This window comes from Streptomyces sp. WM6386, assembly GCF_000972385.1.
Taxonomy (GTDB): domain Bacteria; phylum Actinomycetota; class Actinomycetes; order Streptomycetales; family Streptomycetaceae; genus Streptomyces.
Genome location: NZ_JXTE01000034.1, coordinates 22,348 through 41,012, shown reverse-complemented (window position 1 = coordinate 41,012; position 18,665 = coordinate 22,348). Strand labels below are relative to the sequence as shown.

General features: G+C 69.8%; 16 protein-coding genes, 4 tRNA genes and 3 pseudogenes. 11 read left to right on the top strand and 12 right to left on the bottom strand.

Translation table 11 applies throughout. The features are described from left to right. Positions 1-162 precede the first annotated feature (162 nt). The gene (locus tag TN53_RS21545; RefSeq protein ID WP_046260213.1) at positions 163-1,602 is read right to left on the bottom strand and encodes a xylulokinase; all 1,440 of its coding nucleotides are present in this window, start codon (positions 1,600-1,602) and stop codon (positions 163-165) included. A gap of 117 nt (positions 1,603-1,719) precedes the next feature. Continuing rightward, a complete protein-coding gene (locus tag TN53_RS21540; protein ID WP_046260212.1) occupies positions 1,720-2,025 on the bottom strand; it encodes a hypothetical protein in 306 nt (101 codons plus the stop codon). 134 nt (positions 2,026-2,159) lie between these two features. Here TN53_RS21540 and TN53_RS21535 point away from each other — a divergent pair. From TN53_RS21535 to TN53_RS21500, 9 genes and pseudogenes are all read left to right on the top strand, one after another. Next, positions 2,160-2,232, top strand: a tRNA-Asn gene (locus TN53_RS21535). A gap of 6 nt (positions 2,233-2,238) precedes the next feature. Next, positions 2,239-2,311: transfer RNA gene (locus TN53_RS21530), tRNA-Asn, on the top strand. 180 nt (positions 2,312-2,491) lie between these two features. Further along, positions 2,492-2,565 (top strand) — tRNA-Ile (locus TN53_RS21525). A gap of 370 nt (positions 2,566-2,935) precedes the next feature. Then, positions 2,936-3,382 carry a hypothetical protein gene (locus TN53_RS21520; RefSeq protein WP_046260211.1) on the top strand — a complete coding sequence of 149 codons (447 nt, stop codon included), beginning with the start codon at positions 2,936-2,938 and terminating at the stop codon, positions 3,380-3,382. After that, positions 3,363-5,339, top strand: a complete 1,977-nt coding sequence (locus TN53_RS21515; protein ID WP_095046633.1) for a Xaa-Pro dipeptidyl-peptidase — start codon at positions 3,363-3,365, stop codon at positions 5,337-5,339. The genes TN53_RS21520 and TN53_RS21515 overlap by 20 nt, the downstream gene beginning before the upstream one ends. Positions 5,340-5,440: 101 nt before the next feature. Further along, entirely contained in the window at positions 5,441-5,965 is a 525-nt protein-coding gene (locus tag TN53_RS21510; protein ID WP_046260254.1) for a SigE family RNA polymerase sigma factor, read from the top strand. Continuing rightward, positions 5,962-6,642 (top strand): hypothetical protein, encoded by a 681-nt coding sequence (locus TN53_RS21505; RefSeq protein ID WP_046260210.1) that lies wholly within the window; start codon positions 5,962-5,964, stop codon positions 6,640-6,642. The genes TN53_RS21510 and TN53_RS21505 overlap by 4 nt, the downstream gene beginning before the upstream one ends. Positions 6,643-6,652: 10 nt before the next feature. Continuing rightward, positions 6,653-6,992: pseudogene (locus TN53_RS49585) on the top strand (transposase); the annotation flags it as partial. A gap of 4 nt (positions 6,993-6,996) precedes the next feature. After that, a pseudogene (locus TN53_RS21500) lies at positions 6,997-7,194 on the top strand (short-chain dehydrogenase); the annotation flags it as partial. Positions 7,195-7,466: 272 nt separating this feature from the next. On the opposite strand, the gene TN53_RS44170 reads toward TN53_RS21500, so the two are convergent. From TN53_RS44170 to TN53_RS44155, 10 genes and pseudogenes are all read right to left on the bottom strand, one after another. Further along, the gene (locus tag TN53_RS44170) at positions 7,467-8,261 is read right to left on the bottom strand and encodes a GntR family transcriptional regulator (protein ID WP_052745273.1); all 795 of its coding nucleotides are present in this window, start codon (positions 8,259-8,261) and stop codon (positions 7,467-7,469) included. Between the two features lie 124 nt (positions 8,262-8,385). After that, positions 8,386-9,366: an SIS domain-containing protein gene (locus tag TN53_RS44165; RefSeq protein WP_052745272.1), complete on the bottom strand. Its 981-nt coding sequence runs from the start codon at positions 9,364-9,366 to the stop codon at positions 8,386-8,388. A gap of 4 nt (positions 9,367-9,370) precedes the next feature. Continuing rightward, positions 9,371-10,264: a PfkB family carbohydrate kinase gene (locus TN53_RS48390; protein WP_052745271.1), complete on the bottom strand. Its 894-nt coding sequence runs from the start codon at positions 10,262-10,264 to the stop codon at positions 9,371-9,373. After that, on the bottom strand, positions 10,261-10,713 hold the full coding sequence (locus tag TN53_RS48385; RefSeq protein WP_052745270.1) for a secondary thiamine-phosphate synthase enzyme YjbQ: 453 nt from the start codon (positions 10,711-10,713) through the stop codon (positions 10,261-10,263). The genes TN53_RS48390 and TN53_RS48385 overlap by 4 nt, the downstream gene beginning before the upstream one ends. A gap of 667 nt (positions 10,714-11,380) precedes the next feature. Further along, a pseudogene (locus TN53_RS49580) lies at positions 11,381-11,605 on the bottom strand (ADP-ribosylglycohydrolase family protein); the annotation flags it as partial. 1 nt (position 11,606) lies between these two features. Then, complete coding sequence (locus TN53_RS21470) at positions 11,607-12,431, bottom strand: carbohydrate ABC transporter permease (RefSeq protein WP_234441660.1); 825 nt, start codon at positions 12,429-12,431, stop codon at positions 11,607-11,609. 23 nt (positions 12,432-12,454) lie between these two features. Beyond that, on the bottom strand, positions 12,455-13,384 hold the full coding sequence (locus tag TN53_RS21465) for a carbohydrate ABC transporter permease (RefSeq protein WP_095046630.1): 930 nt from the start codon (positions 13,382-13,384) through the stop codon (positions 12,455-12,457). A gap of 79 nt (positions 13,385-13,463) precedes the next feature. Then, positions 13,464-14,822 (bottom strand): ABC transporter substrate-binding protein, encoded by a 1,359-nt coding sequence (locus tag TN53_RS21460; RefSeq protein ID WP_159038164.1) that lies wholly within the window; start codon positions 14,820-14,822, stop codon positions 13,464-13,466. A 131-nt stretch (positions 14,823-14,953) separates the two neighbouring features. After that, the gene (locus TN53_RS21455; RefSeq protein WP_046260206.1) at positions 14,954-15,181 is read right to left on the bottom strand and encodes a hypothetical protein; all 228 of its coding nucleotides are present in this window, start codon (positions 15,179-15,181) and stop codon (positions 14,954-14,956) included. Between the two features lie 495 nt (positions 15,182-15,676). After that, a complete protein-coding gene (locus TN53_RS44155) occupies positions 15,677-16,600 on the bottom strand; it encodes a carbohydrate kinase family protein (protein ID WP_095046628.1) in 924 nt (307 codons plus the stop codon). A gap of 119 nt (positions 16,601-16,719) precedes the next feature. On the opposite strand from TN53_RS44155, the gene TN53_RS21445 reads away from it, so the two are divergent. Further along, entirely contained in the window at positions 16,720-17,676 is a 957-nt protein-coding gene (locus TN53_RS21445; protein ID WP_046260205.1) for a nucleoside hydrolase, read from the top strand. A gap of 682 nt (positions 17,677-18,358) precedes the next feature. Continuing rightward, positions 18,359-18,437, top strand: a tRNA-Met gene (locus TN53_RS47355). The last annotated feature ends 228 nt before the right edge of the window (positions 18,438-18,665 follow it).

Here is an 18,665-nt window from a genome sequence, read left to right as displayed (position 1 = left end):
GCTTGGTCTCTCGGAGTCGGCGGTAGGAGCAGGGTGGTTGCCCCTGGCCCCTATCGTCGGACACTCCCCCCGCGTTACCTCAACCGATTAAGCCGACAGCAGTGGTTCGTACGGCCTTCCGGGTACAGAAGCGCCGGTTTCCTACCGGTCTCTTACCTTCCGCTACGACCGGAACGCCCCCGGATGCGTCTGATCCCGCACCGACACGAACTGCTGCCGCACCGCCTGTCCCACCGCCAGGTCCTCACCGGGCTCCAGGATCTGCGCGGCCGCCCCCTGCCAGGCCGGCGGGTTCCGCGGGTCGAGCGTGCCCTGCGACACACCGAGTGCCCAGGCGGCCTGCCGGGCGGCACCGCGCGCCGCGTAGTCCGCGGGCTGCGGTACGACGACCTGGGCCCCGAAGATCGACGGCGCCGCCGTCTGCACGGCCGCCAGCTCGGCCGCCGCCCCCAGCAAAAAGACCCGCCGTACCTCCACACCGCGTCCACGCAGCACGTCGAGCGCGTCGGCGAGCCCGCACAGCATGCCCTCGAAGGCGGCCCGCGCGAGATGCTCCGCCTTCATCGACTCCCGCCGCAGCCCGGCGAGCGTCCCGGCGGTGTGCGGCAGGTTCGGCGTCCGCTCGCCTTCCAGATACGGCAGCAGTACGAGGCCGTGGGAGCCCGGCGTCGACTTCATCGCCAGCTCGGACAGGCTCTCCAGGTCGGGCAGCCCGAGCAGCTCGGAGGTGCCGCGCAGGGTGCGTACGGCGTTCAGCGTGGTGACGACCGGCAGGTGCATGCCGGTGGCGTCGGCCAGCGACGTGATCATCCCGGTGTTGTCGACGAGCGCCTCGGGATGCACGGCCATGACCGAGCCGGAGGCGCCGAGCGAGACGACGGCGTCGCCGAGCCCGATCCCCAGCCCGAAGGCGGCGGCCATGGTCTCGCCGGTGCCGGCGGAGATCAGCAGCCCCTCCGGCGTCGTACCGGCCGCGTCGGAGGGGCCGATCACCTCGGGCAGCATGGCCTGGTGACCGAGCGCCAGCTCGACGAGGTCGGTGCGGTAGCCGCCGGTGGCGGCGGACCAGTAGCCGGTGCCGGAGGCGCCGCCACGGTCGGTGGTCCGGCGGACCGGCCTGCCCAGGAGCTGCCACACCAGCCAGTCGTGGGCCTGGAGGAGGACGGCGGTGCGGGCGGCCGCGTCGGGCTCGTTCTTGACCAGCCAGCGGAGCTTGGTGACGGGCTGGGCGGCCTGGGGTACGCACCCCACCGCCTGTGCCCATGCCTCGCGCCCGCCGAGCGCGTCGACCAGATCGGCCGCCGCGACCTGGGCGCGCTTGTCGCCGCCGACGAGTGCGGGACGCACGGTGTTGCCCTGGGAGTCCAGCGGCACGACGGCGTTCTGCTGGGACGACACGCCGATGGCCTGCACGCCCTCGAGGAGACCGCCGCCGGCCGCCTCGCCGAGGGAGAGGAGCCAGGCCTGGGGGTCGACGTCGGAGGGGCGGCCTTCCACCGGATGCGGGGCATACCCCTGTTTGAGCACGGCACCGGTGTCCGCGTCGCAGACGACGATGCGAGTGAAATCGGGCGAACTGTCCAGCCCGGCGACTATCCCCATGGCGGAAATTCTATGGGCCACGCGCCGCGGGGGTGCGCGGGCGCTGTCGGGCGCGGGTGCGGCGCGGCATCTCGCGCCGTTTCCCGCGCCCCCAGGTCTGCTTCCGGCATCGCCTGCCTATGTGTTGCTGGTGCCCCAGTCGTCCTGTGCTGCACCATTCGTGTTCCTGTCCCGCAGGGAGCGCACCTTCTGGGTCACCGACTCGGGAACCCGCTCGCCCACCTTCTCGCTCACCACGTGGTACGCCTTGCCCGCGAACTGGCGGCCCTGCTGGGCTGCCGACTCGGCGGTGTTGCGGACCGCGGGGTTCTGGGACACCTGACGTGCCGACTTCTTCAGCTGTTCGTAGCGTTCCCGTCCGGCCCGGGTGCCCAGCACGTAACCCAGTGCCAGCCCGGCGACGAACGTGAGCTTGTAGCGCATGGCGGAGCCACCCTTCCGTCGTGGAGGAGTACCGATTGGCGGAGCACCCCCCTGCTTGCGCTAATGTATGTGTCGCAGCGAACGCCCGCCCCCTGGCGAATACCCAGGGAGGTACGTTCGATGCAACGAGGCATTCCTCCGTAGCTCAATTGGCAGAGCAGCCGGCTGTTAACCGGCAGGTTACTGGTTCGAGTCCAGTCGGGGGAGCTTCGATCTTCCGTAGCTCAATTGGCAGAGCAGCCGGCTGTTAACCGGCAGGTTACTGGTTCGAGTCCAGTCGGGAGAGCGCGTTGAACAAGGACCCCCGAAGGGGTCCTTTTTCATGTGATCACCCTTGCCCCGGGAACCGTGCAGGTCACAGCGGAGTCCTTGAGGGCATGCGAAGTCGACCATACGAAGCAGGAGATCGTATGAGCGGCTATGCTGCGGCAGACGGCGCGCACACATGTACGCGACACGCCGCTATGGGGCGGTAGCTCAGCCGGTTAGAGCAGCGGACTCATAATCCGTCGGCCGTGGGTTCGAGTCCCACCCGCCCCACCTGCGCAGGCTTCTGACCTGCGGAAACGTTCATTTTTGGGTGTCGGGGCGTCAACTTTGCCTGAACGGACTGGATCCGCTGCTCGTGAGTTCGGAGTCCGGCGGCACTCGGGGGAGCTCTAACTCATCTGACCTGCGGCGGAGTAGGTGATCGAGGTTGGCTCCGGGTGTCCGAGAGGTTGTCTGGAGGCTCGGTACCAAGATCCAGGGGCCGTACAGGGGCCGGGAGGGCGCGGCCGTGTCCAGGTTGACGGTGTCTCCGGGCCGATTCGTTGTCCTATTTGCTGGTCGCGCGGCGCGGGCAGGACGACGTCGGCCCGGTCGAATTGGCCGCTCGTAGCGTTTCGCGGAACACCGGGTTGGATGACTCATGAGGTTCCTGTTTCTCGTGACGCTCGCCGTGCCCGGCGCGAGCTTCGCCGTCGTCGTCACGGGTATCGCGACCGCTTCGTCCGTCCCTGACCGCCGCCGCACCCATGGCCTGCTCCACCTCGCCGGCACCCTGCACTTCGACGGCACGAACGCCACGCTCCTCGCCGCCTGCCCGGCGTTCGGCTTCGCGGGCCTGACAGCGGCGAGTGCGGCGAACCACCCGCTGCCGCGCACGGTCGCGCGGGAGACGGGACCGAGGCCGGCCGTACCGCACGCGGCTGGAGCAGGGGTGGCCGGCAGACGTTTCCGGAACAGGGCAACCTCCAACGGTACCCAGGTTGTTGACGGCATGGAGGCGGTGGCCCCGCGATCGTGCGGAGTCGTCTGCCCTGTGTCCGAATGCCGAGCGACCGAAGGCTGCGTCCATGCGTTCCCACCGATCTGATGCGTCACCTCGCCGACGCGGGCCGCGCGCGCCGCTGACCGTGGCGGTGATCGCAGCCACGGTGGCCGCCGTGCTGCTGGCCGGCGTCCATTTCCTGGGAGGTCCGTCGACGGCGGAGACGGGCGGGTCGGCCTCTCCGGCGGTGAGCGGGCCAGACGGGTCCGGGACGGGCGAGCCGGGCCTGTCCGGGGAGAGCAAAGCGGTGTACTCGTACCAGAAGGCCGTGCGGGAGAGCGTCTGGGTCGGCACCGGACTCGACTCGGACGGCGACGGGAAGGAGGACCGGGTCGCCGTCGACATCGTGCGTCCGGGCGAACCCGCGGCTAAGGGCCGCAAGATCCCGGTCGTCATGGAGGCCAGCCCCTACTACTCGTGCTGCGGCCGCGGAAACGAGAGCCAGAAGAAGACGTACGACGCCAAGGGCCGTCTGATCCGGATGCCGCTGTTCTACGACAACTACTTCGTGCCCCGCGGCTATGCCTTCGTCGCCGTCGACCTCCCCGGCACCGGCCGCTCCGACGGCTGTACCGACGCTGGTGGACGTATCGACGTGCAGTCCGCCAAGGTCGTCATCGACTGGCTGAACGGACGTGCCCACGCCTACACCACCCGTACCGGATCCCAGCGTGCCGCCGCGTCCTGGACCAATGGCGCCACCGGCATGATCGGCAAGAGCTGGGACGGCTCCGTCGCCAACGGCGTCGCCGCCACCGGTGTACGCGGGCTGAAGACGATCGTCCCGATCAGCTCCATCTCCTCCTGGTACGACGCCTACTTCTCCCAGGGGGTCCAACTGGTCGGCAGCGCCCCGACCCCTGGCACGCTGATCCGCACCGTCGAGACCGACGCCACAGGCGCCCGCTGCGCCGCCGTGAACAAGCCGCTGGGCGACCAGGCGGCCCGGTCCGGTGACTGGTCGCCGATCTGGAGCGAACGGGACTACGTGGCCGCCGCGGGCAAGGTCAGGGCGAGTGTCTTCGTCGTGCACGGTCTGCAGGACCTCGCCGTTCGTCCCAAGGAGTTCGGCCGGTGGTGGGACGCCCTCGCCAAGGCCGGGGTGCACCGGAAGATCTGGCTCAGCCAGACCGGGCACGTCGACCCCTTCGACTACCGTCGCGCGCAGTGGGTGGACACGCTGCACCGCTGGTTCGACCACGAACTCCTCGGCTACGACAACGGAATCGACCGCGCGCCGATGGCTGACGTGGAGCGCACCCCCGACCACTGGACCACGGACACCGTCTGGCCACCCAGGGCAGCCGCGTCCGTGACGCTGAGCCCCGGCAGGGGCGCGAAAGAAGGCGTGGGCACCCTCGGCACGTCACCCGGCACGGCGACCGCGACCTTCACCGACGACCAGGACCACAGCGAACTCGACTGGGCCGAGCAGGCCGCCACCTCGACCCCGGACAAGGCCGGCTTCCTCACCCAGCCGCTCGGCAAGGCCCTGCACCTGACGGGTTCACCCGAGCTGACCGTCACCGCCACCCCGACGACGCCCACCGCCAGCCTGTCGGCCGTCCTCGTCGACATCGGACCGGCGACCATCCGGCAGTACGGCTCCGGTGGCCTGGGCATCACCACGGTCGTCGGCCGGACCTGCTGGGGCGCGAGCACCACCGCGGACAGCGCCTGCTACAAGCAGACCGAGGCCGACACCACGCACGTCACCTCCACCGTCTTCAGCCGGGGCTGGGCCGCCCTGGGAACCTGTGCCGACGCCCACAAGGTCGCGGCGCTGGCGCCCGGCAAGCCATGCACTCTGACTCTCGACCTCGCGGCCACCGACCACGTCGTCCCGGCAGGACACCGACTCGCCCTGATCATCGCGGGGACCGACCGCGGCTTCGCCCAGCGGGCCGCCGACCGGCCGACGATCACCCTCGACCTGGCCCGCACCTCCCTGCGGGCAGCGGCTGTCGGCGGATCCAAGGCCCTCACGGCGGCGCTAGGTTGATGGCGACCGGACAGTTCACTGCGCCCGAGCAGGCAACCGTTCGGCCACGCCGTGTGGTTGACGGGGTACGGGAGGGACGACGAGGGCAGGGGCGCGACGGAGTGAACCAATCGGCGGCGGACGGCGAGCCGGGATTCGAGGACTTCGTCGCCACCCGCGGGGACCGCTTGTACCGGGCCGCATGGCTCCTGACGGGCGACGCGCACGCGGCGGAGGATCTTTTGCAGACGGTTCTGGCCCGGGTGTGGCCCAAGTGGTCGCGCATTGCGGGGGACAACCCGGAGGCGTACACGCGCCGGGCGCTGGTCAACACCTATGCGACCTGGTGGCGACGGCGCTGGCGCGGCGAGACACCCACGCGGGACCTTCCGGAGGTCTCCCCGGCCCGGGACGTCTTCGCCGACATCGATCTGGAGCAGTCGCTGGCCTCTGTGATCCGTCAACTGCCGCCACGGCAGCGGGCGGTGGTGGTACTGCGCTACTTCGAGGACCTGAGTGTGGAGGAGACCGCCCAGGTGCTGGGCTGCCGTCCCGGTACGGTCAAGAGCCAGGCCGTCAAAGCACTTCGGCTCCTGCGCCACCAGCTCACGCCGTCACATCTCCTGGAAGTCGGTGAACAGCCGTGACGCGTCCGGAAGAAGAGACGGCACAGGGGCCGGAAGAGGAACTGCTGCGTCTGATGCTGGCCCGGGCCACTCCGGCGGGCTCGAATCCCCGGCGGGTCCAGCAGATCCGGCAGCGGGTGACGGCGTACCGGCGCCGTCGTCGTATCTGGCTGGCGGGCGCCACCGCCGCAGTCGTCGTTGCGGCGGTCGGCGTGGTGGTGCAGACCTGGCCCTCCTCCCCGCCTCCGGAGCAAACTGCGGCAGCACCGCCGGCATCCTGGGCGCCGCCCGGGTTCACCGACATCCCGCGGGCCGGTCTGTCCCGGGAGCCGAGTCGGGGGTGGCAGGTCGCCCTGCCGGCGGGCGCCCGTTCAGGGGCCCGTGCCATCGTTTCGTTCAGTCCGGTTTCCCGGTCCCCGTTGACCCCTCTCAGCGCGGGCGCGGTGCTGGTGTTCTACGTCCGGAGCGATGACACCGACGCGCGCGTGACGGTGCGTCAGGTGTATCCGGTCGACGACTGGTGCGAACGGGCGGGAGGGAACCGGCAACTGGTCGCCGTCCGGCCGCGGGCCGACGACGGGGGAGAGACACGGGGCGGCTACGCCTGCCTCAACGACGCCTCGCGGGCAGTGATCGACCAAGCGAGCGAGATCCTCACCCGGACGTCCGCCACCGCGGTGGGCGCGAGCAGGAACTGAGTGCGGCCACACCGCCCTCCCGATCGCCGCCCAGGAACTGCGGCACCGCCAGCGCGCCCGCGCCGAGGACCGCGTCCGCGCCGCTCGGGACACCGGCCTGCGCAACCTCCCGCTGCACGAGATGACGCAGAACCGGATCTGGCTGGAGAACGTCCAGCCCGCGCTCGAATTGCTGGCCTGGATGCCGATGCTCGCGCTGACCGGCGACGCCCGCCGCCGGGAACCCAAGTGCCTGCGGTGGGTTGTTCTCCGCCGCCGCGCAACGGGTCACCACCGGCCGCCGCCGCTACCTCCGCCTGGGCCCTCACTGGCCCTGGACCGGCGTGATCACCAGTGCCTTCGACCGGCTGCATCGCGAACGCGCTCGCGGCCCGTGGCGCGTCGGTGGTGCTCGCGGTACGAGACGTGGGCAAAGGCAGAGAAGCCGTCGCACGGCTCACCGGCATCACGCCCGGCGCGGACATCACGGTCCAGCAGCTCGACCTGTCCTCGCTCGACTCGGTCCGCGCCCACGCCGACGAACTGCGGGCCGCCCACCCGGGAATCGACCTGTAGGAAAGGAGGTAAGCCTGCGTCGGCGGTTCGTCATCGAGCAGGGCACGCGTGGTGAACCCGCCGATGACGAGGGGCAGCAGAAACTCCGGTGCGGGGCGGTCCGCACGACCTCGACGTCGTGCGGGCCCGGCACCGGCACCCCCACTGTTTCGGCCGGAGGGACGTCATGACGTGCGGGGAGACCACCTTCCCGGTGCGCGGCGCCGCCGCCACGCTGCCGGCGGCGCACCCGGTCACTGTGACCGCCGGGTCGATCGACATCACCAAGGTCACGAGCCGGGAAAAGCCGACGTGTAGTGGAAGCGCACCCTGCTGCCGAGCCACACGGTCCGTGTCGTCTCCAGCAGGCGGCCGTCCTCCAGGCGGGCCACCGACCACACCACGAACAGCGGCGCGTCGAGGGTCGTGTGGAGCAGGCGGGCCTCCTGGGAGTTGGCCGCGCCGACTTCGAGGTAGTGGTTGGTGTCGGAGGGGACGCGCTCGAAGGTCTCCCGAAGGGTCCTGGAGAGGGAGCCGTCGACGAGGAGTTGATCGGGCAACCCGGGCGCCATGGGCTCGGGGACCCAGGAGTCCGTGAGCCCGATGGCGCGGTCGTTGACCACGTGGAGCCGCTTGAGGTGGAACCGCTTGGCGGAGGCTTCCTCCGGTGTGATGAGCCTGGTCAGCTCATGGGGCTCGGGCTCGGTGGGGGCGTCGTGCAGGTGGATGGACTTCGCGGTCTGGCCCGCGGCGTGAAAGCGGTCCCGCCATGGCGTGGTGAGCGCGAAGTCGTGCTGGACCGGTTCCGGAATGTCGGCGACGAAGGTGCCGGCGCCCTGCCGGCGCTCCACGTAGCCATCCGCGGCCAGGGCACTGAGCGCCTGGCGGATGGTGATGCGGCTGACGCCGTAAAGCTCGGAGAGCTCACGCTCGGTCGGCAGCCGGTAGCCCGTCTGGAGTTCCTGGTCGATCTGCCGACGCAGATCGCGCTGTACCTGGGCCCAGGCTGGCATGGGCGACTTTCGATCCACCGGGTGCACGGACATGCGACCCCGGTCGGTCGTCGCGCCATCGACGACGGACACGGTCAGACTCCCCTCACCCTTCGCGCGCCGACAACCACGTCGCGCCACACAATTGGTCTCGAAGTTATCACCTATCGCTGGACTCGCGGCAACGGCAGGTCGCGCGAAGGGAGCGTCGCTCGCGTCAGGAATCGAGTTTGATGTGCCGCGCGTCCATGTTCACCGCTCCACCGCGGAAGGGCGGACGGCCCCACCGCAGCGCCGCACCGTGGGCGAACCAGGCCCCTGCCACCGCCGTGGCGATGTCACGCAGGATGGCGGCGTCCGGTGCGCTGGGGTTCGTGAGATCGCGGGTGTCGACCTGGCGGACGGTCTGGCCGGTGGTACGCAGGGCATCGGCCAGGCGGTCGAATCGCGATCGGCCGCGCGGACCCATGAGTTGGAGGGTGAGGTGCGCCTCGGGGCCGATGAAGTAGTCGACGTGCCCGCTCTCTTCCAGGGGCACATTGCGCACCGCCAGTCCGCAGGCCTCGATCAGCTTCAGGACCCAGAAGTCGGCTCCGCTGCACAGCTCCGGAAGAGACAGGACGGAGATGGCGGCCGGCGCGGACTCGGGCAGAGCCTTCAGCTGTGCGTCGACACTCTCGCGTACGCCGTCCAGGCTTTTCGCGAGGCCCCGGTTGAAGTGTGAGGTGTCGACTCCGCACACGGCGGCCACCCCTTGGGCGAGCATGACGTGCCCGGCGCAGGGAACCACCTCCTCCACCCGCAGCGTGGGCACCAGCTGGACCTCGTCGGCCGCGTCCGCCAGTGGCGAGGACGCCTGTGAGGTGATGGCTACGGTCTTCAGTCCGGCGGTCCGCGCCATGCGCAGGGCCCTGACGGTGGCGCCGGAGGTCCCGGAGTGCGAGATGCCCACAAGGGTGTCGCAGGCGGCGGGCAGGGTCTCGCTCCAGGTGACATCGCCCGCGGACAGGGCACGGTGGCCGAATCCGGTGGCGATCAGTCCGGAGGCCAGGGAGTCCCCCGAGCCTACGAAGACCGCGCGTCCCAGGTCCGGGACGCTGCCGACGGCTACCGGGGACGCATCGAGCAGCGCGGCATGCAGCGCGGCGCTTGCCGATGCGGAGGCGGACACAGGAGCGGATTCGGGTGCGGCGGGCATGGTTCTAGATCTCCTTGCGGGTGGTGATGCCTGGGAAGGGACGCGAGATGGGGGCCGCCGCGGCGAGTGCCTCGTGGCCCCAGCCGGCCAGGGCGGTACGGGCGATGCTGGTGCCGAACACGGCGGCCTCGACCGGGTCGGCGCCGGCGGCGAGGGCGGCCACGACAGCCGCCGCGCAGGCGTCTCCGGCGCCGGTGGTCTCGACGACGGTGACCGCGCGGTCGCGTATGGACCAGAGGCCGTCGGCCGTGACGACGTAGCTGCCCTCGGCGTCGAGGCGGGCAATCACCGGCAGACCCAGCCCGGCCGCCAGTGACCTGGCGGCGCGGCGCGGATCGGAGTCCAGCAGGGTCAGCTGGACCCGGCTCGGCAGCAGTACGGTCGTTGCCGAGACCACCCGGCGCAGGTACGCCAGGCCCTGTTCGGCGACCAGGAGTTGGTGCGGGTCGAGGCCGACCAGGGTGTTCGGGTCCGCCGCGGGCCGCTCGGCCGGGGACGAGGCCACCAGCCCGTCGAGGCCGTCCTCGAAACCGGCCGTCGGCGCGGGAAGCGGGTCCTCCGACCCGGGCCGGTGCCCTGGGGTTTCGAGTTCGGTACCCGCTGCCGTGTCCTGCGTGACGATGCGCCGTCCGCGGGCGGAGTTCAGGATCCACAACCTCGGCACGGTGGGCACCTGGCGGCAGTGCCGCCGGTCGACGCCGAAGTCGTCGAAGATCCGCGCGAAACCCGGATCGTCCTCAGGCAGCGGGCAGCTCACGCGGACGTGCGTGCCGGCGACGAGCCGTGCGCCGAGTGCGGCGAACAGCGCCGGCCCGCCGGGGCACGAGAAGCGTGCCCCGGCGGGTTCGGTGACCAGATGGTCGACCGACAGGCCCGCGTGGATGCCGACCAGCGTCACTGAGAGAACCGGGAGAAGGCGTACTGGACGGTGCGGTCGCGCGGCCCGTCCAGCTCCAGGAGGTAGACGCCCTGGCTGTGGCCGATCCCCAGTTCCCCGTCGATGACCGGCAGGGTCAGCGACTGGGCACCGAACACGCACCGGACGTGCGCGGCCGCGTCCTGCGGCCCGTCGTGGAGATGGACGAAGGGGCGGTTCACGGGTATCTGCCCCTCGATGAACAGCCGGATGTCGTGCAGCGTGGTGCCGTCGACGCCCGAGTTCAGGATCAGCGTGCACGTGGTGTGCGGGATGTAGACCGTGAGCGTTCCGTCGCCCAGCTGCGGCGGGACGGCGTCCCTGAGCCGCGGAGTGAGATCGGTGAAGCCCACAGGAGCGGCGAAGCCGTCGGCGGGCTTGGTGTTCAGGCTGAAGCTCAGCCACTTGCCGATCGTGGGGGGAGTGCTCATCGATGTGCCTTTCTTGTCTGTTCATGGTGGTTCCATGGGTGGTTGCCCACGCCGTCCCGCCCGCCCAGGGCGCGGCGAGTCGTGAGACGCGTACGCCGTCGGCCGCGACGGCGCCGCGCTCGACGACGAAGCCCGTGCCACCGCCGAGGGTGTCGGCGGTGGTGCCGGTGAGCCGGGTCCTGCCGTCGACGGACAGCGCGAGATCCCTGCCACGACAGCGCAGTTCCACCGCGTACGGGTGGTCGCGCTCGTACGAGAACGGAGTCTCGGCAAGGACGTGGTGTTCGCCGTCGCGCTGGCGCAGCAGGCGCAGGCGGTCTCCGCCGGTGAAGGCTCCCGCGTAGAAGCGGCGGTGGCCTCTGCTGCGGACGACCAGGCCGGCGGTCTCGTGCAGGGAGAGGGTGAGCCGGCTGGCCACGGCGTAGTCGGTCCACTCCCGGGTGCCGGTGGTGACTACGCCGAGGGCGTCCGGGTGGGAGACGGAGTAGGTGACGGCGAAGTCGGCCTCGAAGTTCTTCGCCGAACTCACCCAGGGCGCGAGTGCCGGGGGTTTGGTGTCCCAGATGGAGGCGAGCAGGACGCCGCTCTGCTCGAACCGCTCCGGTGCGCCGCGCCAGTCCAGTTCATGCAGGAACGCTTCCGCATGGTTGTCGAGGACGACGCGGGCGAAGGCGAGGGTGCCGGAGATGTCGTCGTCGGCGACGACCAGCGGGACGCCGAGGTCGTCGTTGACGTACCGGCCGACCTCTCCGAACCGGTCGGTGATGTCCTGGTAGGGCCAGCCCTCGACGGGGCGTCCGAGACAGACGCCGATGATCTTGCCGAGAACTCCGGCGTACACCTGCTCGGCGTACCGGTCCGCGGGATGCGTCGCTACGGGATGCGTCGTCATGTCACCCCTTGACCGCGCCGCCGGCCATGCCGTCCACGACGTACCGCTGCAGGGCGATGAAGACGCCGAGGACCGGGAGGATGAGGACGAGGGCGCCCGCCATCATGACGCCCAGCTGGGTGGAGAAGGTGCCGTTCATCGACAGGAAGCCCAGGGTGACGGTCTGGTCGGACGGGTCGTGCAGGAAGGTCGAGGAGATGAGGAAGTCGTTCCAGGCGCTGAGGCCGACGATGACGCCCACGGTGATCAGACCGGGTCGTACGACGGGGAGCAGCACCCGGTGGATCAGCTGGAGGACGTTGGCGCCGTCGACCAGGGCCGCCTCTTCGAGTTCCTTGGGGACGTTGAGGAAGAAGGTGCGCATCAGGAAGGTCGCGAACGGCATGTTGATGGCGGCGAGGATCACACCGACCGCGAAGACGTTGTCGAGGAGCCCCAGGGCGGCGACCCCGGCGTACAGGGGAAAGATGAACAGCTGGATCGGCACCGTCATGGCCATGGTCAGGTAGACCATGACGGCGGGCCACATGCGGATCTTCTGTCCGGCCAGCACGTACCCGGCCAGGGACGAGCAGACCAGCACGACGACGACCGTGGTGCCGGTGAGCAGGACGCTGTTGAGGAATCCGGTGCCGAACGCGCCGTACTGCCAGGCGGTCGTGAAGTTCGACAGGCTGAACGACTCCGGCAGTGAGAACGGGCTGCCGGTGACGCCCGCGTTGGACTTGAAGCTGTTGAGAAGGACGAGGAAGAGGGGGAAGAGCGCGGTGGCGGCGAAGACCAGGAGCACGGTGTGGGCCATGACGCCCTTGCACCGGGTTTTCACGCTGTGGTTCCTGCTGTGGTTCCTCATGACGACAGTTGCCTCCGGCTCATCCAGGTGTAGACACACGAGGCGATCAGTCCGAAGAAACTCATGATCAGCCCGACGGCGGACGCCTTGCCGAACTCGAACGCCGAGAACGCGAAGGCGTAGGCGTAGGTGCCCATCACCTCGCTGGAGTGCGCGGGACCGCCCTGCGTGAGCAGGTAGACGTAGTCGAAGGCGAGGAAGGAGAAGATCACCGTCATCACGCCCATGAGCAGCAGCGTGGGGCGGATGCTCGGGAGGTAGACGTGCCGGAAGACCTGCCAGGAGCCGGCGCCGTCGACGATCGCCGCTTCCACCTGTTCCACCGGTGTCTGTCGCAGGGCGCCGAAGTAGACGACGGTGAGGAAGCCCCAGAAGTGCCACATGTCGACGGCGGCGGCCGCGTAGATCGCGCCGTGCAGGCTGGACAGCGGTGAGTCGATGTGCAGGGCCCCGGTGACCCCGCCGTTGGGGTTGTAGATGATGTTCAGCCACACCATCGCGTTGACCACCGGCGCCAGGACGTACGGCATGAGGTAGACGACCTGGTAGAAGGTGCGCGTGCGGCGTCTGCGGAGCAGGAGCCAGGCGGTGAGCAGGCTGATGACGGCGGGGAGGCTCAGGAAGAGGGCGAGCCACTTGATGTTGTTGCCCAGGGCGGTGGTGAAGACGGGGTCGGCGAGGATGTCGGTGAAGTTGCGCAGGCCGACGTAGTCGGCGTGGAAGCCGATGCCGGTCCAGTCGGTGAAGGCGGCCATCGCGGTCAGGACGCCGGGTACGACGACCACCAGGACGGACAGGAGCAGGGCCGGTGCGACCAGCAGGTGGTTGACCAGGGACCGGCGCCGCTGGTAGGCGCGGCGGGCCCGGTGATCCGGCGCGGGGGGCCGGCCGGCTTGGTGGGGCGCCGGAGTTGCCGTAGCTGTCATGCTCGCGTTCCTCCGAGCGCCGGATGCCGCGCTGTGCGCTCGCGGCATCCGACGGCTCTGGGTCGGTGGGGCGGGACCGTTACCCGGCGGGCTCGGGCACCGGGGGCACCAGACCCTTGGCCTTCTCGGCGGCGAAGGTCGACTGCACCTTGTTCAGGAAGTCGGTCGTGCTCTCGGTGCCGAGCCAGACCCCGTCCACGTCGGTGAAGGCGGTGGCGGTGGCCGGCGGGAAGAAGGTGCCGGCGAAGAAGCCGTAGTTGCCCTTGCTGACGGTGGCGATGGTGTCCTTGACCGACTGGACGTACGCCTTGGACAGACCGGTGTAGGAGGCGGGGTCGAGGTCGAACTTCTTGAGCGGGACGCCCCAGTAGCCGGGCCAGGACTTGTTCATCTGCTGGGCGAACTTCTCGCTCATCATGTAGTCGATCACCTCGGCCGCGCCGTCCTTGTGCGCGGAGTGCGCGTTGATCGACAGCGAGGCGGTGGTGCCGAGGGTGCCGCTGGGCGAGGGCAGACCCGCGGTGACGTTGGGGAAGGGGGCGAAGCCGAGGTCCGAGGTGTTCCCGGCGGCGTCGTTGAAGGAGTCACTGGCGAACTGGAAGGCCAGGGTGGGGCCGAAGAAGAAGGGCGACTTGCCCTGGGCCAGCAGCTGCATGGACTCGGCGAAGTTCAGGTCCGCGTAGTCCTTTCCGCCGAGGTAGCCCTTCTTGTAGAAGGCGGCGGAGTCGTCGACGGCCTTGGCGATCTTCGGGTCGGTCCACTTGATCTTGCCCTGGAGCGCGTCGTAGACGGCCTTGCCGCCCGCCACGTGCGTCAGGAACATCGAGATGTAGTTCTGGTTGACCGGCTTCCAGCCCTTGTTGCCGGTGACCGAGGGGTACAGGCCCGCCTTGGCGGCCTTGTCCATGTCGGCGGTCAGCTCGGTGAAGGTGGTCGGCACCCCGACGCCCAGCTTGGCGAGGACCTTCTTGTTGTAGAAGACCCCAAGGTTGTTGAGGGAGTTGGGCAGCGAGTAGAGCTTGCCGTGTGCGGTCCCCGACTCGTACATCGGCGCCAGGATCCGGTCCTTCCACCCGTACTTCTCCGCGTACGGGGTCATGTCCGCCAGCTTGCCCTGGACGGCGTAGGCCGCCGAGAAGGCCGGCCCCGACCCGTAGACGATGTCAGGGCCCTTGTTGGCCGAGAGCGCCACCTGGACGTTCTTGTCGACGGCGTTGTTGAAGGTGACCTTGAGGTCGTACTTGCTCTGCGACGCGTCGAACCCGTCGACGAGCACCGATTGCATGGTCTTCTGCTGCTGCGGCGACGCGCCCCAGAACCACAGCTGGAGGGTCTGACGACCACCGGCGGACGAGGAGCCGCCGCCGGAGCACGCCGAGAGTACGGCCGCCATTGCCACCAGGCCCGCGCCGAGCGCCCGGATCCCTGATCTGCTCATGTACCAGCTCCTTTTGCTTCCGCGCACCCGACCCCGTGCGGGGGCCGCCAGGAGCACCGTGAACCTCGTCGTTATCGGCACTGTTGGTATTGGTACTGACTTCAGTACCATAGGACCATTGCTATGCCGTGTCAACGAGTTCCGGCCATGTCTTCGAAGGGTGTCGGCGCCCAGTGGCCGCTGCCCGAGGCGGCCGTGGCGGCGTCGAGGCGGGCGAGCTGGACCACTCCGCGCAACGCGACGTCGATGGCGGCCACGTGACCGGCCCCAGCGGTGAAGGGCCTGTCGGCTATGGCGTTGTCGGCGACGGAGCAGACCGAGCCGCCCCGCCTGCCGAACAACCCGGCGAGCGTCACCACGGCGGCCGACTCCCGTTCTTGAGCACGCCGGTCCGGGCCCAGCTTTCGAGGATGTCCAGATGGCGCGGCTGAAAGTGGCCGCCCACCCTGGGTGGCCTACCTCGCAGAAGTCGGAGTCACTTCGTCCCGGACGACGCAGATGGTGACCACCGCGTCCCCGGGGCCGGCGGCCTCGGGGGAGCCGCTACCGCCCGAGGCCACGGTCACCGGAACCCCGCTGCAGCCGCCCGAATATGTCGTGTACATGCTATAAGGGTCGATCCGCTCGGGTTCGTCGAGCCGTCGCGCGATCTGCTCGGCCGGATCCTCGTCGTAGGCGCAGAGTGGATCGCGGAGGTGACCAGGACGTAGCGGGCCACGCGCTGCGGGTTCGACCTGAACGGTGCGGGCCCGCCGTTCCGCATCAGCCCCCGGCGGGGCAGGTGGCCGGCGCACCGGTTAGGCGTCGTAGATCTGCGCGGGGTTCCAGCCGGGGTCGGCCATGGGGCTCCTCCGTCACGTGGTCGCGGACATCTCCACTGCTACTGCTCGGGCGTGCCGCTGGATGCCGTCCCGGTCGAGCGGGCCGACGGCCGGCGCGCCGTACTGGGCGATGACGTGGGACGCGGCAGCTGCGGCCGCCCGCGCCGAGGCCGGGATGTCGCCGGTCGCGGCGTAGGCGGCCAGGAAGGCGCCCGAGTACGCGTTGCCGCCTCCGGTGGGGTCGACCACCGGCCCGGGGGCCACCCCCACGTGCCAGCGCCGGTTTCCGTGCCGGACCAGCGAACCGGCCGCGCCGCACCGCAGCACGACGACGAGCCCGTGTCCCGACAGCCGGGACAGCGCCTCCAGCGGGTCCGTCCGGCCGGTCAGGGCTGCCGCCTCCGTGACGTTGAGGGACAGTACGTCGACGAGCCCGGCCAGCTCCATCACACGGGAGCGGGCGTCCGGCGTACAGGCGTTGGCGGCGATCTCCCACAGGACCGGGCCATGCCATCGCGGGCGCGCGGCGGCGACCTCCTGCCAGTACCGCTCGTCGGAGTCGTGGAAGAGATACACCCCCTCCAGCCGGTCCGGCCCGAGTGGCGACCGGCTGGGGAAAGGAGTGTGCGCGGCGAAGTGGGCGTCCCCGAACACGGACTCCTCGACGCGCTCCCCGTCGTCGAGATAACGGACACGAGTGACCGGGCTGTGCTCGCCGACCTCGAACAGACCGACGGGGTCCACTTCGCGCCGGCGGAACCAGTCGCTCAGCCGCCGCCGGTCCCTGGCGCCCACGCCGGACACGATGGCCGTACCCCAGGGCGCCGAAACCAGGCTCGCCCCGACCGCGGCGTACGCTCCGGCCCCGCCCACCTCGCGGGCCGCAAGCCTTCCGTCCGCCGTGTACACCTCGTCGGTCACCGCGTGGGAGAACACCGCCACAAGCCGCTCGGACAACTTCGCTCCTCCCGTGCGCCGCCATCAGCCATTGAATCTTCTTGTTGTTATATCTACCATACCTTTAAGTCCCGGGGCTCGGCCAGAGCACTTGGATGCCGGACGCAGGAAAGGCGTACATGAAGAACGTTCTGATCGATACCGACCCCGGGATGGACGACGCCCTCGCGATCATCATCGCGCTGAAGTCGCGCGAGCTGCGGACCCGCGCCGTCACCGCTGTCACGGGCAACCTGCCCTCGGACCGGACCGCCGCCAACGCGCTACGCGTCCTCGACCTGCTAGGCCGCGACGACATCCCCGTCGGCCAGGGCCCGCTGCTCCCACTGGACGGTGACTATCCGGTCGACCCCTTCTCGCACGGCACCGACGGCCTCGCCGAGTCCCACTTCCCCGTCTCGAAGCGCACCGTCGACCCGCGCCGGGCCCCGCAACTGATCGTGGACACCGTGAACGCCCACGCCGGCGACATCAGCATCGCCGGACTCGGCCCGCTGACCAACATCGCCCTCGCCCTGGAGATCGACCCGCACCTGCCCGAGAAGGTGACCGAACTGGTCATCATCGGTGGCTCCTACGGACTCACCCCCTACGCGTGGTCCCAGGCCACCGGCGACAACGCGGTCAGCGAATGGAACATATTCGTCGACCCGGAAGCGGCTCACCGGGTCTTCCGAGCCGGATTCAATCTCGTGGCCGTCGGACTCGACATCGCCACCCACCCCCGCATCAACTTCCGCGACGGCGACCTCGACCGGCTGCGCCACGCGCACACCCCCGAGGCCGCTCTCGCCGCCCGGGTCGTGGACTACGTCAACGGCCGCGGCTACCAGTCCTATTGCTCCCTCATAGACAGCGTCGCCGTCGCGGCCCTGATCGACCCCACGCTCATCGAGTGTGTCGAAGTCCGCTGCGACGTCGAACGGCGCGGCGAACTCACCCGAGGAATGACGGTCGTGGAACGGCGAGCCCACCACGGGCGAGAGGACCTGCCCATCGTCCGGACCGTGTCCGGCCTGGACTTCGACCGCTTTCTCGACCTGGTGACCACCCTGCTCGGCGAGCCACGCACCTGACAGGACGGGCGGCCCGGGGGCCTGCAAGCCGATGGGGCGGAGAAGGTGAGCGCCGGTGATCCGGCTGTCACACCATGACGACTCCTGGACTGACTGGCAGCGGAAACGTCGCCGGCACACTCGCCCGGCTCGCCGTCGAGTCCGACCTCGACACGGTGCCCAGTAACTCCCGCAGCCGGAAACTCTCACCGCGCTTGTCGAGGAACTGGATCCGCGTGCCCGGGCCGCGCCCGCCTGACGAAGCGGCTGCCGCCGGGACTGGAGCGGGGTGACCATCCCTCTGAGGAACCACCGGCAGGTGTCGACGACCGAGCAGCCCGGCGAGTTGCCCAGCAAGGTCGTCCTCGCCAGCGGCACCTACTGCCCCGAACGGGACGGGCTGACCCAGGTCAGTGACGGGCGCCCCTGCGCGGCTGGGCCCTGGCGCTGGCCTCCCCGGCGGGGGCTCCCGGGCACCGGGGACCGGGCGTCTACCTGCGGGAAGGGTAATCCGCTGTGTGAAGGTTCTATCCCCTTGGGCGGACTGGGCGGACTGGGCGGACGAGGACTACTGCGGTTGCAAGCGCCCCCTCAAAGACGCTCAGGGGCCGTTGAGGGGCCACAAGGACAGGAACACATCGACAAGCACCGCACAGGACTGACACCGATCAACGCGTCTGACCTGCGAAAAGGTCACGGATCGGCGTGGATCGGCAAGGGCCGCCAAGATCCCCAACGGACTCATCATCCGTCGGCCGTGGGTTCGAGTCCCACCCGCCCCACCTGTGCAGGCCTCTGACCTGCTGAAACGTTCATTTTCGGGTGCCGGGTCGTCAACTTTGCCTGGACGGACTGAATCCGCTGCTCTTGGGCTTGGGATCCGGTGGTACTCGGGGGAGTTTCCACCCCTCTGACCTGCGGCGGAGTAGGTGTTCGAGGTTGTCGCTCGCGGTTCGGGTGGCTGCTCTGCGGGCCGATGCCAAGATCCAGGTGCCGTACAGGGGCCGGGC